The organism is Cronobacter sp. JZ38 (genome assembly GCF_008932145.1).
GTDB classification, from domain to species: domain Bacteria; phylum Pseudomonadota; class Gammaproteobacteria; order Enterobacterales; family Enterobacteriaceae; genus Cronobacter; species Cronobacter muytjensii.
This window is the reverse complement of sequence record NZ_CP017662.1, coordinates 3,468,236-3,484,914: the sequence shown is the minus strand read 5'-3', so window position 1 is coordinate 3,484,914 and position 16,679 is coordinate 3,468,236. Positions and strand designations below refer to the sequence as shown.

Here is a 16,679-nt window from a genome sequence, read left to right as displayed (position 1 = left end):
TAGCCGCACCTCTGTCGCAGGGTCTGAAATCAATGGATGAGATTTTTGTATTTGCTGCTCTGATTGCGCTTTTCTGCATCGTCGTGGTGCCGGTACTGGCTATCATGGCGCTAAAGCGCAGCGCACGTAACGAAACTGAACTTCAGCACCTGCGCGAGCGGGTAGCGACGCTGGAGGCGCGTCTCGCCGACGCCTCTGCGACGGGCGCCGTAGCGCCTGCGCCGCAGGCCGCGCCTGTGCCCGCCACCGCAGTGCCTGTTGTCACTGCGCCTGAGCCTGATACGGCCCCTGCGCCTGAACCTGAACCGGCACCTGCGCCGCAAGTGGCTGATACGCCGCCGGTCTGGTCGCAGGCGGTGCGTGACGCGGCGAAACCGCGTGACGCCGCGCCGCGCCGTGAGAAGCCGGTGCAGGAAAACCGCGGCGAGGCCGCGCTCGGCGGCCTATTCACGGGGCTCGCCCGCTGGTTTATGCAAGGTAATCCGCTCGCCAAAATCGGCGTTATTTTGCTCTTTTTAGGGCTCTCCTTCCTGCTGCGCTACAGCGTTGAGCGCGACATGCTGCCGCTTGAGCTGCGCGTCGCGGGCGCGGGCATCGCGGGGCTGGCGCTGCTGGCGTTCGGCTGGCGGCTGCGGCATAAGTCTCCTCTCTATGCGCTGATCCTCCAGGGCGGTGCGGTCGGCGCGTTGTACATCACGATTTTCGGTGCGTTCCGGCTCTGGCAGATGTTGCCGATGCCGCTCGCCTTTAGTCTGATGCTGATCGTGTGCGCCGCGAGCGTGGCGCTGGCGGTGCTGCAACGCGCCTTAAGCCTCGCGATGCTGGCGAGCCTCGGCGGCTATCTTGCACCGCTGTTGCTCTCCACTGGCGGCGGCAGCCATATCGCGCTCTTTTCGTTCTATCTGCTGCTTTCTGTGGGCATCGCCGCCGTGAGCGTCTGGCAGCACTGGCGCGAGCTGAACCTGCTCGGGCTGCTCTTTACCTTCGGCGTGGCGGGCTTGTGGGGCATTAACGGCTATCAGCCGGATGACTGGCTGAGTTGCCAGCTCTTTCTTATCGCCAATATTCTGCTCTTCGGCGTGGTCTGTGTGGCGCTGTCGTTACGCGCGCAGCAGCACAGGAGAATCGTCGACGGCGTGCTGCTGTTCGCGCCGCCGCTGGTCGGGTTCGGGATGCAGTACGCAATCACCCGACACTGGACATACGGCCCGGCGTTTTCCGCGCTCGGCTTTGGGCTGGTCTATTTACTGCTTGCGCGCGCTGCGCTGCGTCGCTACCCGCAGGAAGGGCGGATACTGGCGATGGGCGGACTGGCGCTCGGCGGCGCGTTTGTCACGCTCGCGATCCCGCTGGCGCTTTCGGCCCGCTGGACGGCGCTCGCCTGGGCGCTGGAAGGGCTGGGGCTGCTGTGGTTTGGCATGCAACAGGCTCAGCGGCGCATGAGCTACAGCGGCAGCGCGCTACTGGTGCTGGCGGCGGCGAGCGCGATGTACGCCTGGCTTGACGGCATCGCCATGCTGAACGCGGCGTTTATCTGCGCGGTGCTGGCGCTCTGCTGGCTTGCCGGTGGCTGGCTGTGGCGTGAGCCGCAGCGGCAGGTGAGCCGCGTGCATCTTGGCGCTGGCATTGCGTTCTGGCTGTTGGCGCTTTTGCAGGCCGCCCGCTGGACGTTTGCGGATTTCTCCGTCGGGTTTGCCCTGTTGCTTGCGCTGCTCGCGCTCTCCGTGGTGCTGTGGCGCGTGGGCGCGCGTAAAGCCGCGTGGCCGGATCTTGCGTACGCCGTCTGGCTGCTGTGGCCTGGCATGGCCCTGATGCTGCTGTGTCATCTCGTGATTGACGGCGCGCTGATGCAGGCAGGCTGGCACAGTCTCGTCTGGTGTCTGGCGCTGCCGTGCGCGCTCTGGCTGCTGCGCCGCGATGCCGGCACGCTGCCGGCGCGTATCCAGCAGGGGCTGCACCTGACGTTGTTCTGGATGCTGTTGCTTGCCGCAGGCGCGGAGACCTGGTGGTTTACTGACAGCCTGCCGTGGGGCAGCGAGGCGTGGCAGGCGGGTATTATTCTGGCTGTCAGCGCCGCTATTGTGCTGCTGGTGAGCGCGGCGATCCGACGCCAGTGGTGGCCGTGCGCGCAGTGGCCTGCGCTTTACTGCGGACCGGGGCTGGCGCCGCTCGCGCCTGCGCTTGCGCTAGTGCTGCTAACGGGCAATCTGCTGGACGGCGTATCGATCGGCTGGCCGTATCTGCCGTTTATCAATCCGCTGGAGCTTGGCGCGGGCTTCGGCCTGCTGGCATTGCTGAGCTGGTGGCGGCTGCTCACGCGCTTCTGGTTGCCGGCGCTGCGTCAGGCTGAACCCTGGGCGCCGCTTGTCTGGCTGGCGCTGCTGTTCTGGTGGGGCAACGGCGTGGTGCTACGCACCCTGGCCTGGGGGGGGATATTCCCTGGCAGGCCGACGCGTTATGGGGCTCGCGCCTGGTGCAGACCACATTCGCGCTACTCTGGATGCTGCTGGCGCTGCTGGTGATGGTGTGCGCCACACGCCAGGGCGCGCGGCAGGGCTGGTTTTGCGGCGCGGGGCTGCTTGGCGTGGTGATTGTGAAATTGATGCTGGTGGACAGCGCTGGCGGCGGCGGGCTCGCGCGCGCCGTCGCGTTTATCGGCGTCGCGGTGCTGGTGCTGATTGTGGGTTATTTTTCTCCGCTGCCGCCGAAAGCGGCGCAGCCGGTCAACGCCCGTCAGGGGGAGTCAGAATGAAACGATACTGGATGGCCCTCGTCTGGGCGATGACCGCCGCGTGTGCGGCAAGTGATGACACCTCAGGCCCTGCCGAGAGCCCGCAGGATTACGCGCGTGGCGTTGAGCTTGCCGTCGAAGGGCAATCGCCCTGGTACCAGCTGACGCTGCCGGAGGCGGTGTATCAGCAGAGCGCGTTTCCGGACCTGCGCGATGTTCGCGTATTTAATTCGCAGGGCGCGAGCCTGCCTTTCGCGATGGAAACCACGACGCCGCCCGCGCCCGCGCCGCAAAGCGCGCCGCTGACGGTCTATAAGCTGGACGCGCAGCCGCTCAAACCCGTCCGTGACGACGATGCGCAGGCGGTGCTGCTGACCGCGCCGTCCGGCGTGCAAATCCGCATGGAAAACCCGCCCGACGAGACGCTGAGCGCAAGCTGGCTTATCCCGCTCGGCGAGGGGCGGGGCGAGCAGGCGCTGACGCAGCTGCGTCTGGCGTGGCCGCCGCAGGCGAACGGCTGGCAGGCACGGGTGGATGTGCTTAGCAGCGAGACGCTGCGCGACTGGCAGCCGGAAGTGGCCGACGCGCCGCTGATGGATTTAACCTCCGGCGATCAACGTCTGTTGCAGGACAAGGTGGATTTCAGCGACGGGCTCGCGCTTTCCGGCGCGAAATACCTGCTGGTGGTGGTGAAAAACGCCAGCGCGCCGCTCGAATTCACTTCGGCCACCGGGCAGTGGCAGGCGCCGCATCCGCAGCCTGTGCGCATACCGCTGCCGGCTCAGGGCGTGAAAGCGCCGGATAACGCGGCGGTCTACCATTGGCCGCGCCCGCAGCCGTTTGATGCGCTGACGCTGCGCCCGGCGCAGGAGAACGCCGTTGTGCCGGTGGAGATTGACTATCGCCGCGCGGATAACATGCCCTGGCAGCCGCTTAGCCGTACCGTGATTTACCGCCTGCCGGAGCGCCCTGTGGTCAGAATTGCGCTGCACGGTGAGCTGATTTCCGCCCTTCGCGTGCGCGCTATCAATCAGCGCTTCGGGGATGCCCTCCCGGAAGTAGTCGGCGAACGCGATGAAAAAACGCTGGTGTTTAACGCCCAGGGCCACGGCCCGTTCCTGCTTGCCTGGGGCAACGGCGCGGCGCAACCGCAGGCGCTGGCGCTGCAAACGCTGGTGCCGGGACAGCGCAACCTTGAGACGCTGCCTTACGCGCAGGCGGACAATCCTGTGACGTTAGGCGGCGATGCGCGGATGGTGGCGAAAGATGCTGTCGCGCAGCGCAGCGCGCTCTATACGTGGCTTATCTGGGGCGTGCTGGTGGCGGGAGCCGCCGGGCTGCTGCTGCTCGCCTGGCGGCTGTGGCGGGAGATCCGTCGTGAAAAGGCGGCGTAATCAGAGCGTCTGCTGGCGCGCCATCTCCATCATACGTGGATAAAAGCGCCAGAACTGGCGCTCCAGCGCGGCGTAGTGGGTATTGAGATCGTCCCAGGAATCGCGCAGCGCCGCCAGTTTCGGGCGGCGGCTCGCCATGCCGTTGAGCACGCGAGCGATAAAGTCCATGTCGCGGTAGCGCTCCATCCAGCGCTCGCGCCAGAGAACCTCGTTAAGGTTGACGAAGCGCTCGGGCGCATCGGGCAGTACAGGCAGGATCAGCGCGTGCGCATGGGCGACGAACTGGTCTAGCGGCATCTCGGGCGAAATGCGCGCCCAGTGGCGCGATAGGAAGTGATCCCACATGACGTCCAGCGTGACCGGCGCCACGCGGCGGGTTTCCGGGCGGAACCAGTCGCGCGCCTCGCGTACTTCCGGCAGGTTATCGGTGAGGACATCCACGCGCCGGTGCATGTAAATTCCCGCCACGACATCCGCCGGGTAAAACGCGTCCGGCTTGCCGCGCACAAAGTCCGCCATCAGGTTTCCGGGCAGCGAACTTTGCGCGAGATGCGCGAGGTGCAGATGGGCGAGAAAATTCATAACGATCCTTTCCAGAAAGAGAGATAAAGCGGCTTATCAGTTGCAGGGAGCGCGCCCCGGCACTAGACTAGCCGCCTGTTTTTTATGTCAGAGTTCCAGCCATGCGTTTGACCGATTTTTCCTTTGAATTACCCGAATCCCTGATAGCTCACTATCCACAAGCTCAGCGCAGCGCCTGTCGCCTGCTGTCGCTCGACGGGCCGACGGGCGATCTCACGCACGGCACTTTCACCGATTTGCTCGATAAGCTCAACCCCGGCGATCTGCTGGTCTTTAACAATACCCGCGTGATCCCGGCGCGCCTGTTCGGCCGTAAGGCGAGCGGCGGCAAGATCGAAGTGCTGGTGGAGCGTATGCTTGATGACCACCGTGTGCTGGCCCATATCCGCGCGTCCAAAGCGCCGAAGCCGGGCGCGGAATTACTGCTGGGCGATGATGAAAGCGTAAACGCGACAATGACCGCGCGCCACGACGCCCTGTTTGAAGTGCAGTTTAACGACGAACGTCCGGTGCTGGATATTCTCAACAGCATCGGCCATATGCCGCTGCCGCCGTACATTGAACGTCCGGATGAAGAGTCCGACCGCGAACTCTATCAGACCGTCTACAGCGAGAAACCGGGCGCGGTCGCGGCGCCGACCGCCGGGCTGCATTTTGATGAGCCGCTGCTGGCACGCCTGCGTGAAAAAGGCATCGAGATGGCGTTCGTGACGCTGCACGTCGGCGCGGGCACGTTCCAGCCGGTACGCGTCGAGAGCATTGAGGATCACGTGATGCACTCCGAATATGCGGAAGTGCCGCAGGACGTGGTTGACGCGGTGCTGGCCGCGAAAGCGCGCGGCAATAAAGTCGTCGCCGTGGGCACGACGTCGGTACGCTCGCTGGAAAGCGCGGCACAGGCGGCGCAAGACGCGCTTATCGCGCCGTTTTTCGGCGACACGCAGATTTTTATCTATCCTGGCTATCAGTACAAAGTGATCGACGCGCTGGTGACAAACTTCCACCTGCCGGAATCCACGCTCATTATGCTGGTGTCCGCCTTCGCGGGTTATCAGCACACCATGAACGCTTACCGCGAAGCGGTGAAAGCGGAGTATCGCTTTTTTAGTTACGGCGATGCGATGTATATCACGTACAATCCGCAGGCCATTAACGAGCGTCCGGGCGAATAACCGGGCGCAATACCGCTATTTTCTCTCTCCATAAGCGGAGAGGGCCGGGGTGAGGGGAGCCTTCACCCTGCAACATTAATCATCAGACTGTCTCTCTGATGTGGAGAAAAACGTGAAATTTGAACTTGATACGACCGATGGCCGCGCGCGCCGCGGCCGCCTGGTATTTGATCGCGGCGTGGTGGAAACCCCGGCGTTTATGCCTGTCGGCACTTACGGCACCGTTAAAGGCATGACGCCGGAAGAAGTGGAAGCCACCGGCGCGCAGATTCTCCTCGGCAATACCTTTCACCTCTGGCTGCGTCCCGGCCAGGAGATCATGAAACTGCACGGCGACCTGCACGATTTTATGCAGTGGAAAGGCCCGATCCTGACCGACTCCGGCGGCTTCCAGGTCTTCAGCCTGGGCGATATCCGTAAAATCACCGAGCAGGGCGTGCATTTCCGCAACCCGATCAATGGCGATCCGATTTTCCTCGACCCGGAAAAATCGATGGAGATCCAGTTCGATCTCGGCTCTGACATCGTGATGATTTTCGACGAGTGTACGCCATACCCGGCAGACTGGGATTACGCCAAGCGCTCCATGGAGATGTCTCTGCGCTGGGCGAAACGCAGCCGTGACCGCTTTGACAGCCTCGGCAACAAAAACGCGCTGTTCGGTATTATTCAGGGCAGCGTTTACGAAGATTTACGCGATATCTCGGTTAAAGGTCTGGTAGAGATAGGCTTTGATGGCTACGCTGTCGGCGGCCTGGCTGTCGGCGAGCCGAAGGAAGATATGCACCGCATTCTTGAGCATGTCTGCCCGCAGATCCCGGCGGACAAGCCGCGCTACCTGATGGGCGTGGGCAAACCGGAAGATCTGGTCGAAGGCGTACGTCGCGGCATCGATATGTTCGACTGCGTAATGCCGACGCGCAACGCGCGTAACGGCCATCTTTTCGTCACCGAAGGCGTGGTGAAAATCCGCAACGCGAAGTACAAAAGCGATACGGGGCCGCTGGATCCTGAGTGTGATTGCTATACCTGTCGCAATTATTCACGCGCCTACTTGCATCATCTTGACCGTTGCAACGAAATACTGGGCGCGCGGCTCAATACCATTCATAACCTTCGTCACTATCAGCGCTTAATGGCTGGTTTACGCAAGGCTATCGAAGAGGGTAAATTAGAGCACTTCGTCGCGGATTTCTACCAACGCCAGGGGCGGCCGGTGCCACCGTTGAACGTTGATTAATTTAATAATGAGGGAATTTGAATGAGCTTTTTTATTTCTGATGCGGTAGCCGCTGGCGGTGCGCCGGCGCAGGGCAGCCCGATGTCACTGATTCTGATGCTGGTGGTGTTTGGTCTGATCTTCTACTTCATGATCCTGCGTCCGCAGCAGAAGCGCACCAAAGAACATAAAAACCTGATGAGCTCTATCGCTAAAGGCGATGAAGTGCTCACTAACGGTGGTCTGGTGGGTCGCGTGACCAAAGTAGCGGAAAACGGCTACATTGCTATCGCCCTGAACGACACCACCGAAGTGGTTATCAAGCGTGACTTCGTCGCAGCCGTCCTGCCGAAAGGCACCATGAAGGCGCTGTAATCCATTGTTTTCCCAAAGGGAACTGCCGTGTTAAACCGTTATCCTTTGTGGAAGTACCTCATGCTGGTCGCCGTGCTTATCGTCGGCCTGCTTTATGCACTTCCCAACCTGTATGGTGAGGATCCGGCTGTTCAAATCACTGGCGCGCGCGGCGTCGCCGCCAGTGAGCAAACGCTGATCCAGGTCCAGAAAACGTTACAACAAGAAAAAATTTCCGCGAAATCTGTGGCTCTGGAAGAGGGCGCCATTCTCGCGCGCTTTGACTCCACCGATACTCAGCTACGCGCTCGCGAAGCGCTGATGAGCACGATGGGCGATCAATTCGTCGTCGCGCTTAACCTCGCGCCTGCCACCCCACGTTGGCTCACCGCTATTTCCGCCGAACCGATGAAGCTCGGTCTTGACCTGCGCGGCGGCGTTCACTTCCTGATGGAAGTGGATATGGACACTGCGCTTGGCAAGCTCCAGGAACAGAATATGGACAGCCTGCGCAGCGATCTGCGCGAAAAAGGGCTGAGCTGGACGAACGTACGTAAAGCCGATAACTACGGCGTGACGATTCAGTTCCGTGACAGCGATACCCGTGACGCCGCGGTTTCTTATCTGACGACCCGCCATCGTGACATGGTTATCTCCGGGCAGGGCGACAACGGTCTGCGCGCGGTGATGTCTGATGAACGTCTGCGCGAAGCGCGTGAATATGCTGTTCAGCAGAACATTAACATCCTGCGTAACCGTGTTAACCAGTTGGGCGTTGCCGAGCCGCTGGTGCAGCGTCAGGGCGCTGACCGCATCGTGGTTGAACTGCCGGGTATTCAGGACACCGCGCGCGCTAAAGAGATCCTCGGCGCGACCGCCACCCTGGAGTTCCGTCTGGTCAACAGCACGGTTGATCGCTCTGCCGCAGCCGCAGGTCGTGTTCCTGGCGACTCCGAAGTGAAGATGACCCGTGAAGGGCAGCCTGTCGTGCTGTACAAACGCGTTATCCTGACCGGCGACCATATTACCGATTCCACCTCTGGCGTTGATGAATACAACATGCCGCAGGTGAATATTTCGCTCGACAGCTCGGGCGGCAATATCATGTCCAACTTCACCAAAGACAACATCCATAAACCGATGGCGACGCTCTTTGTGGAATATAAGGACAGCGGTAAGAAAGACGCTAACGGCCGCAGCATTCTGGTGAAACAGGAAGAAGTGATTAACGTCGCGACTATCCAGGCGCGTCTCGGTCAGAATTTCGTCATCACCGGCATCGATAATCCGAACGAAGCGCGTCAGCTCTCGCTGCTGCTGCGTGCGGGCGCGCTGATTGCGCCTATCCAGATCGTTGAAGAACGCACTATCGGCCCGACGCTTGGGATGCAGAACATCACCCAGGGTCTGGAAGCGTGCCTGGCGGGCCTCGCGGTCTCCATTCTCTTCATGATCCTGTTCTATAAAAAGTTCGGCCTTATCGCGACTACCGCGCTGCTGGCAAACCTGGTGCTGATCGTCGGCATTATGTCGCTGCTGCCGGGCGCCACGCTGACCATGCCGGGTATCGCGGGGATTGTGTTAACCCTTGCGGTCGCGGTGGATGCGAACGTGCTGATAAACGAGCGTATTAAAGAAGAGCTCAGCAACGGCCGTTCGGTGCAGCAGGCGATTGATGAAGGTTACCGTGGGGCGTTCAGCTCTATTTTCGACGCCAACGTCACGACGCTGATTAAGGTCATCATCCTGTACGCAGTGGGGACCGGGGCGATTAAAGGGTTTGCTATCACGACCGGTATCGGCGTGGCGACCTCCATGTTCACCGCTATTGTCGGTACCCGTGCCATTGTAAACCTGTTGTACGGCGGCAAACGCATCAACAAGCTGTCTATCTGAGGAGTGCGTTGTGGCACAGGAATATACTGTTGAACAATTGAACCACGGCCGTAAAGTCTATGACTTTATGCGCTGGGACTACTGGGCCTTCGCCATTTCCGGCCTGCTGCTTGTCGCCTCTATTGTGGTGATGGGCGTGCGCGGCTTTAACTGGGGCCTCGATTTCACCGGCGGTACGGTCATCGAGATCGCGCTGGAGAAGCCGGCGGAACTGGATTTAATGCGCGAATCGCTGGAAAAAGCGGGCTTTGAAGAGCCGCTGCTGCAGAACTTCGGCAGCAGTCGCGACATCATGGTGCGTATGCCGCCTGCGCAGGGCGAAACGGGTGGTCAGACGCTCGGCAACAAAGTGCTGAACGTGATTAATGAGGCGACCGGCCAGAATGCGGCGGTGAAGCGTATCGAGTTCGTCGGCCCGAGCGTGGGCGCTGACCTCGCTCAGGCGGGCGCGATGGCGCTGCTGGTCGCGCTGCTCTCCATTCTGGTGTATGTCGGGTTCCGCTTTGAGTGGCGTCTGGCGGCTGGTGTGGTTATCGCGCTGGCGCATGACGTCATTATCACCATGGGCGTATTGTCGCTGTTCCAGATTGAGATTGACCTCACCATTATCGCATCGCTGATGTCGGTGATCGGTTACTCGCTGAACGACAGCATCGTGGTTTCCGACCGTATTCGTGAAAACTTCCGCAAAATCCGTCGCGGAACGCCTTACGAAATCTTTAACGTGTCGCTGACCCAGACGCTGCAAAGGACGTTGATCACCTCCGGCACCACGCTTGTCGTGATCCTGATGCTGTACCTGTTCGGTGGCGCAATGTTGCAGGGCTTCTCGCTCACCATGCTTATCGGCGTGTCTATCGGTACGGCGTCGTCGATTTACGTCGCGTCCGCGCTGGCGCTCAAGCTTGGCATGAAACGCGAACATCTGCTGCAGCAGAAAGTGGAAAAAGAGGGCGCGGATCAGCCGTCGCTTCTGCCGTAATCACGTAACGCATTACGCCAGTAAAAACCGCAGGTTTCGGCCTGCGGTTTTTTTTCGCCTGAATAAGGATTAAGCGAAAGCGCAGGTGCCACGATCATAAGCGCAGCCGTCTGGCTGATGACCGTGGAGCATCGGTGATGAACAATCATAAAAAAAGCCAGCGTACGCTGGCTTTTTGATTGAAGTGGTCAGGCTCAGAAGTTGTAACCGACCACCAGGTAACCACCCCAACCGGTCGTACGGGTGTTGTAGTTGGTGAATATCAGTTCGGCATCGTCATTCCACTGGCCGCCGTTGTGCCAGTAACGCGCCACCACAGAGTAGTGCCAGTGATCGTAGTTCAGCGCCAGGATATGGCTGGAGGCGATGGAGTCGTTCGTGCGGGCCTTCACGCCATTGAGCGCATAACCGCCTTTATCGCCGAGGTCTGAGCCCCAGTCAAAGTTGGTAAAGCCGATATAGCTCAGGTTGCCGCCCCACAGCTGGGTAATAGGCACAAAGTATTTCACTTTGAAGCGGTAGCCATCCCATTCGTTCTGGTTCTGCGCGCCATAGTTCTGCCACTGGTATTTGGCGTACACGTTCAGGGAGAGGCTCATCGGCAGGCCGGTATCGATATCGGTACCGAGACCCATATACCAGGTGCTCTGGCGACCCGAGGAGTTACGCCCCATATCGTAGATATAGTTGTTCGCAAAGTACCACTCTTTGAACGGGCCAAACGCCAGGCTGGTGCCGGTCAGTTTGTCGATAGAGAAACGCGGTTCGATCTCCATAAACAGTGGTGAGCCGTGGTTCCAGATCCCTTTGGCATCGGTATTACCACCGAAGAATACTGGCGCATCCAGATAGCCGTAGAAATCAAACCAGTCTTTTTTCGCGAAAGCTTCATATTCCAGGTAGGTATCGTTGCGAATGGTCGGTCCGAAGCGGGTGTGGTAACTGCCCACCACGTTGACGCTCTGGTGCCACCAGTCGGAAACAAACTCACTATTGCTGGTTTCTGCCGCGCTGGCAGTAAAAGAGGTGGAGAGCGCCAGGGCTGCACCGGCAGCTAAAACAATTTTTTTCATAATAGAGCCACTGTTTTAAGGAAATCCCCATTTCTGGGTGGAGTAAAGCTTTCGCATTTGGCGGGCTGGCCGCCACCGCATAAATTGTGCTGCCTATTATAAGTATCCAGCCTCACAAAAATATGTGGCGTTTCACATTCTTGCCATGTACGTAATCGATTGCGTTCACGTTTGCGTACATCGGAACGCGGATTCTAACGGCATAAGGGAACTCTGCCAACAATCACGATCTCACTTTTTGCTTAACGCGGCGGGAAAAGACGGAAATTAGCGGGACAAAAAAGCAAGTGGACCCAGCGGCGCGAATGTAACAAATGGTGCGCCGCTGGCGGAGAAGACGTTACGGCGCGACGATGGCGTCGCCCGCGATAAGCGGCTGGATATCATGTACGCGGATAAAACCCAGTTGCCCGGGCGTAACACCGGCGAGCGTGAGCGGAATGGAAACGTCACTGGGTGCCAGCGTACTGGCTGGCGCGCTGAACGGTTGATTCTGCACATTCACCTCCTGATAGTTCTCGGTAGTGCCCTGTAACTGGCCCCATTCCACGGTGCCGGTAAAGGCGGGCAGCGGTTCGTTGGACTCGCTCTGGATAAATAACGTCGCCTGCGTGCCGTTCGCGCCCGCCGAGACGTTACGCAGCGACATTTTCAGCATTCCGAGCTGGCTGCTGAGACGCGCAGGGGTATTTGAGCCTGGCAGCAGATAAACGCCGCTTTGCGATTTCACATTCAGCGCGTTCTGCTGCGTGATTTTGACGGTTTCCTGCTTCAGCTTCGTCATTTCGTGATTCAGCGTGCTGACATTCTGGTGCATCTGGCGCACTTCGCTTTGCGGAGCGCAGGCGCTTAATGCCAGGGTGCTGCCGGCGATCAGCCATTTCAGATAACGTGTTGTCATTGTTCGCTTTTCCTGAAAAAGGTGAGGTGCAGTAATGGTAGAGCCTGCCGGCGCGTCTGGCATAGCGCCTTTGTCTCAAAAAGGTTGCGTCTTTGTAGTCCCGCCAGTTCAGGGTAAACTGTTGTTCAGTTAACTTTTTCAGTCAGGAAGCGCTATGCATTGCCCGTTCTGTTTCGCCGTTGACACTAAAGTGATCGATTCCCGCCTGGTGGGCGAGGGCTCCTCGGTACGCCGTCGCCGCCAGTGCCTGGTGTGCCATGAGCGTTTCACGACGTTTGAGGTGGCCGAGCTGGTGATGCCGCGCGTAGTGAAAAGCAACGACGTGCGCGAGCCTTTCAATGAAGACAAACTGCGCAGCGGCATGCAGAAAGCGCTGGAAAAGCGCCCGGTCAGTTCCGACGACGTCGAAATGGCCATCAACCATATTAAATCCCACCTGCGCGCCACCGGCGAGCGCGAAGTGCCGAGCAAACTTATCGGCAATCTGGTGATGGAGCAGCTCAAAAAGCTCGATAAAGTGGCGTATATCCGTTTTGCCTCGGTCTACCGCAGCTTTGAAGATATCCGCGAATTCGGCGAAGAGATCGCCCGTTTACAGGATTAACCGATGTCCGACGAATTTTACATGGCGCGCGCGCTGACGCTCGCGGGACAGGGACGCTTCACCACGCATCCAAATCCGCGCGTGGGCTGCGTCATTGTTAAAGATGGCACGATCGTCGGCGAAGGCTTTCACCTGCGCGCAGGCGAGCCGCATGCCGAAGTGCACGCGTTGCGCATGGCGGGCGAGAGGGCGCGCGGCGCAACGGCGTACGTCACGCTGGAGCCGTGCAGCCACCACGGGCGTACGCCGCCGTGCTGCGACGCGCTGATTAATGCGGGCGTCGCGCGCGTCGTCGCGGCGATGCAGGACCCAAACCCGCAGGTGGCGGGGCGTGGGCTATATCGTTTGCAGCAGGCGGGCATTGATGTCAGCCACGGGCTGATGATGAGCGAGGCCGAAGCGCTGAATAAAGGCTTTCTCAAACGCATGCGCACCGGTTTTCCGTATATACAGCTTAAGCTTGGCGCGTCGCTTGACGGGCGTACAGCGATGGCGAGCGGCGAAAGCCAGTGGATAACCTCGCCGCAGGCCCGGCGCGACGTGCAGCGTCTGCGCGCTGAAAGCCATGCTATCCTCACTACCAGCGCCACCGTGCTGGCGGACGATCCGTCGATGACCGTGCGCTGGGACGAACTTGGCGACGCCACGCAGGCGGTGTATCCGCATGAAAACCTGCGCCAGCCGCTGCGAATCGTCCTTGATCGCCAGAATCAGGTGACGCCCGCACATAAGATTGTCAATCAACCCGGCGAAACCTGGCTTGCCCGCGCCAACCCTGACGACACCGTCTGGCCTGCGGGCGTGGAACAACTCCCGACGCCGGTACATAACGGCAAGCTGGATCTCGTCCTGCTGATGATGCAACTGGGCAAACGCCAGGTGAACAGCCTGTGGGTGGAAGCGGGCCCGCAGCTCGCAGGCGCGCTGCTCCAGGCCGGGCTGGTGGATGAACTTATTGTTTATATGGCCCCGAAACTGCTCGGCAGCGAGGCCCGCGGGCTTTTCTCCCTGCCAGGTCTTAAGAAACTTGCCGATGCGCCACGTCTGGAATTTCGCGACGTTGTTCAGGTCGGCCCCGATTTGCGCCTGCGCCTGACGCTCGCCTGACGGCGGGACGTAAAACGTAAGCAGTGCGCGAAAGAGTATGATAAAATCCGCCCCCCTGCGGGGGCTACATAACCCTAAGGTAAGAGTATGAACATTATTGAAGCTACCGTTGCTGCCCCGGACGCTCGCGTCGCCATCGCCATTGCGCGTTTCAACAACTTCATCAATGACAGCCTGCTGGAAGGCGCGATCGACGCCCTGAAACGTATTGGTCAGGTAAAAGATGAAAACATCACCGTGGTGTGGGTGCCAGGCGCTTACGAGCTGCCGCTGGCGGCACAGGCGCTGGCGAAAACCGCGAAATATGACGCGGTTATCGCGCTCGGTACGGTGATCCGCGGGGGTACTGCGCATTTCGAATACGTTGCCGGCGGCGCCAGCAATGGTCTGGCCCACGTGGCGCAGAACAGCGAAATCCCGGTAGCTTTTGGCGTACTCACCACTGAAAGTATTGAACAAGCCATCGAACGCGCTGGCACCAAAGCCGGGAACAAGGGCGCCGAAGCGGCGCTGACCGCGCTTGAAATGATTAATGTCCTGAAGGCTATCCAGGCCTGATTTTTTTGTAAGGGGAATTCCGTGAAACCTGCTGCTCGTCGCCGCGCCCGTGAGTGTGCCGTCCAGGCGCTTTACTCCTGGCAGTTGTCCCATAACGACATCGCCGATGTTGAATATCAGTTCCTGGCGGAACAGGATGTCAAAGATGTGGACGTGATGTATTTCCGCGAACTGCTCTCCGGGGTGGCGACCAACAGCGGCTATCTCGACGGCCTGATGAAGCCGTACCTGTCCCGTCAGCTCGAAGAGCTGGGCCAGGTGGAGAAAGCGGTGCTGCGTATCGCCCTGTACGAACTCTCAAAACGTGACGATGTGCCGTATAAAGTGGCCATCAATGAAGCGATTGAGCTGGCGAAAGTCTTTGGTGCCGAAGACAGCCACAAGTTCGTCAATGGCGTGCTCGACAAAGCCGCGCCGCATATTCGCCCCAACAAAAAGTAATATCCGCCTGCCGTCGGCAGGCGAGACCTGGCCCTCGTTTTCTTTTACCGTTCTGTGCGTCAGACGGGCAAAAAGCTGGCGATTGTCTACTATGGTCATCAATACGAAGAACCCGCTGTTCTTCGTCTGCTGTCTGAGGCCGGGCTTCCGGCCTTTTCTTCTTCTCTTCTGTAGAGGCGTAACCCTATGGCATGCGGCGAGTTTTCCCTGATTGCACGTTATTTCGATCGGGTCAGAAGCTCTCGTCTTGATGTCGAGACCGGCATCGGCGACGACTGTGCGCTGTTAACCGTGCCGGAGAAGCAAACCCTGGCGATCAGCACCGATACGCTGGTGTCAGGTATTCACTTTTTACCGGATATTGATCCGCGCGATCTCGGCTACAAGGCGCTGGCAGTCAATGTGAGCGATCTGGCGGCGATGGGCGCCGACCCGGCCTGGCTGACCCTGGCGTTAACCCTGCCGGAGGTTAATGAGCCCTGGCTTGAGGCCTTCAGCGACAGCCTGTTTGAACAACTCAGCTATTACGATATGCAGCTTATCGGCGGCGATACCACGCGCGGCCCGCTCTCGATGACGCTCGGCATTCACGGCTTCGTCCCGGCCGGGCGGGCGCTGAAGCGCTCAGGCGCGCGTCCTGGCGACTGGATCTACATCACCGGCACGCCGGGCGACAGCGCTGCGGGGCTCGCGATTTTGCAGCAGCGCCTGGCGGTGGAAAACGACCCCGACGCCGATTATCTCATCAAGCGCCATCTGCGCCCGACGCCGCGCGTGCTGCACGGTCAGGCTTTGCGCGGGCTGGCGAGCGCGGCTATCGATCTCTCTGACGGGCTGATTTCCGATCTCGGTCACATCCTGAAGGCGAGCGACTGCGGCGCGCGTATTGAGCTTAATGATATGCCGTATTCTGCGGCGATGACGCGTAACACCACGCCGGAGCAGGCCTTGCGCTGGGCGCTCTCTGGCGGTGAAGATTACGAGCTCTGCTTTACGGTGCCGGAGATTAATCGTGGCGCGCTGGAGGTGGCGGTGAACCATCTCGGTGTGTCAGTCACCTGCATCGGACAGCTGACCACCGCCGCCGAAGGTATGGTTTTTTTACGCGATGGCGCGCCGGTAACGCTCGACTGGAAAGGATATGACCACTTCGAAACGCACGTTTAATAAGGATGTCGCCAAAAGCCGGCTGAATTTACGCAACCCCTGGCATCTGCTTGCCACGGGGTTTGGCAGCGGCTTAAGCCCGTGGGTGCCGGGTACGATGGGGTCGCTTGCGGCAATCCCGTTCTGGTATCTGATGACGTTTTTGCCCTGGCAGCTTTACTCGCTGGTGGTGATGTTCGGCATCAGCCTCGGCGTTTATCTCTGCCACCAGACCGCCAAAGACATGGGCGTGCACGATCACGGCAGTATCGTCTGGGATGAGTTTATTGGCATGTGGATAACGCTAATGGCGCTGCCGACCCACGACTGGCAGTGGGTTGCCGCCGGGTTTGTGATTTTCCGCATTTTCGATATGTGGAAACCCTGGCCTATCCGCTGGTTTGATCGCAACGTTCACGGCGGCATGGGGATCATGGTGGATGATATCGTCGCAGGGATTATTTCGGCGGGCCTGCTCTACTGGGTGGGCCATCACTGGCCCATCGGTCTGATTTAACC

17 protein-coding genes are annotated in these 16,679 nt (G+C 59.7%); 14 read left to right on the top strand and 3 right to left on the bottom strand.

Annotated elements, in window-relative coordinates; all coding sequences use genetic code 11:
- The first annotated feature begins 32 nt into the window (after positions 1-32).
- Genes BJP61_RS16525 through BJP61_RS16520 form a run of 3 tightly spaced genes read left to right on the top strand, consistent with a single transcriptional unit; the run spans position 33 to position 4,125 of the window.
- A complete protein-coding gene (locus tag BJP61_RS16525; protein ID WP_346341552.1) occupies positions 33-2,522 on the top strand; it encodes a DUF2339 domain-containing protein in 2,490 nt (829 codons plus the stop codon).
- Positions 2,423-2,752 (top strand): DUF2339 domain-containing protein, encoded by a 330-nt coding sequence (locus BJP61_RS21820; protein WP_346341556.1) that lies wholly within the window; start codon positions 2,423-2,425, stop codon positions 2,750-2,752. The genes BJP61_RS16525 and BJP61_RS21820 overlap by 100 nt, the downstream gene beginning before the upstream one ends.
- Positions 2,749-4,125, top strand: a complete 1,377-nt coding sequence (locus BJP61_RS16520; protein WP_171998716.1) for a DUF3999 family protein — start codon at positions 2,749-2,751, stop codon at positions 4,123-4,125. The genes BJP61_RS21820 and BJP61_RS16520 overlap by 4 nt, the downstream gene beginning before the upstream one ends.
- On the opposite strand, the gene acpH is transcribed toward BJP61_RS16520, so the two are convergent.
- Positions 4,126-4,707 carry an ACP phosphodiesterase gene (gene acpH / locus BJP61_RS16515; protein ID WP_171998715.1) on the bottom strand — a complete coding sequence of 194 codons (582 nt, stop codon included), beginning with the start codon at positions 4,705-4,707 and terminating at the stop codon, positions 4,126-4,128.
- A gap of 101 nt (positions 4,708-4,808) precedes the next feature.
- Between acpH and queA the strand changes: the two genes are divergently transcribed.
- The 5 genes from queA (at position 4,809) to secF (ending at position 10,330) form a co-directional block, all read left to right on the top strand.
- Positions 4,809-5,879 (top strand): tRNA preQ1(34) S-adenosylmethionine ribosyltransferase-isomerase QueA, encoded by a 1,071-nt coding sequence (gene queA, locus BJP61_RS16510; RefSeq protein ID WP_161579121.1) that lies wholly within the window; start codon positions 4,809-4,811, stop codon positions 5,877-5,879.
- Between the two features lie 112 nt (positions 5,880-5,991).
- Positions 5,992-7,119: a tRNA guanosine(34) transglycosylase Tgt gene (tgt, locus tag BJP61_RS16505; RefSeq protein ID WP_171998713.1), complete on the top strand. Its 1,128-nt coding sequence runs from the start codon at positions 5,992-5,994 to the stop codon at positions 7,117-7,119.
- 21 nt (positions 7,120-7,140) lie between these two features.
- Positions 7,141-7,473 (top strand): preprotein translocase subunit YajC, encoded by a 333-nt coding sequence (yajC, locus tag BJP61_RS16500; protein ID WP_007720388.1) that lies wholly within the window; start codon positions 7,141-7,143, stop codon positions 7,471-7,473.
- Positions 7,474-7,500: 27 nt separating this feature from the next.
- A complete protein-coding gene (gene secD / locus BJP61_RS16495; protein WP_071603725.1) occupies positions 7,501-9,348 on the top strand; it encodes a protein translocase subunit SecD in 1,848 nt (615 codons plus the stop codon).
- 10 nt (positions 9,349-9,358) lie between these two features.
- On the top strand, positions 9,359-10,330 hold the full coding sequence (gene secF, locus BJP61_RS16490) for a protein translocase subunit SecF (RefSeq protein ID WP_038864371.1): 972 nt from the start codon (positions 9,359-9,361) through the stop codon (positions 10,328-10,330).
- Positions 10,331-10,524: 194 nt separating this feature from the next.
- Here secF and BJP61_RS16485 read toward each other — a convergent pair whose 3' ends face one another.
- Both BJP61_RS16485 and BJP61_RS16480 read right to left on the bottom strand, forming a co-directional pair.
- Positions 10,525-11,403: a nucleoside-specific channel-forming protein Tsx gene (locus tag BJP61_RS16485; RefSeq protein ID WP_171998712.1), complete on the bottom strand. Its 879-nt coding sequence runs from the start codon at positions 11,401-11,403 to the stop codon at positions 10,525-10,527.
- Between the two features lie 340 nt (positions 11,404-11,743).
- A complete protein-coding gene (locus BJP61_RS16480; RefSeq protein ID WP_075193643.1) occupies positions 11,744-12,304 on the bottom strand; it encodes a DUF3251 domain-containing protein in 561 nt (186 codons plus the stop codon).
- A gap of 154 nt (positions 12,305-12,458) precedes the next feature.
- Between BJP61_RS16480 and nrdR the strand changes: the two genes are divergently transcribed.
- From nrdR to pgpA, 6 genes are all read left to right on the top strand, one after another.
- A complete protein-coding gene (gene nrdR / locus BJP61_RS16475; RefSeq protein WP_007673903.1) occupies positions 12,459-12,908 on the top strand; it encodes a transcriptional regulator NrdR in 450 nt (149 codons plus the stop codon).
- Between the two features lie 3 nt (positions 12,909-12,911).
- Positions 12,912-14,015, top strand: coding sequence for a bifunctional diaminohydroxyphosphoribosylaminopyrimidine deaminase/5-amino-6-(5-phosphoribosylamino)uracil reductase RibD (gene ribD, locus BJP61_RS16470; protein ID WP_171998711.1), 1,104 nt, complete (start codon positions 12,912-12,914; stop codon positions 14,013-14,015).
- A gap of 87 nt (positions 14,016-14,102) precedes the next feature.
- Complete coding sequence (gene ribE, locus BJP61_RS16465; RefSeq protein ID WP_038864365.1) at positions 14,103-14,573, top strand: 6,7-dimethyl-8-ribityllumazine synthase; 471 nt, start codon at positions 14,103-14,105, stop codon at positions 14,571-14,573.
- A 21-nt stretch (positions 14,574-14,594) separates the two neighbouring features.
- On the top strand, positions 14,595-15,014 hold the full coding sequence (gene nusB / locus BJP61_RS16460) for a transcription antitermination factor NusB (protein WP_038864364.1): 420 nt from the start codon (positions 14,595-14,597) through the stop codon (positions 15,012-15,014).
- A gap of 186 nt (positions 15,015-15,200) precedes the next feature.
- Positions 15,201-16,181: a thiamine-phosphate kinase gene (gene thiL / locus BJP61_RS16455; RefSeq protein ID WP_171998710.1), complete on the top strand. Its 981-nt coding sequence runs from the start codon at positions 15,201-15,203 to the stop codon at positions 16,179-16,181.
- Complete coding sequence (pgpA, locus tag BJP61_RS16450) at positions 16,156-16,677, top strand: phosphatidylglycerophosphatase A (RefSeq protein ID WP_038864361.1); 522 nt, start codon at positions 16,156-16,158, stop codon at positions 16,675-16,677. The genes thiL and pgpA overlap by 26 nt, the downstream gene beginning before the upstream one ends.
- Positions 16,678-16,679: the final 2 nt, after the last annotated feature.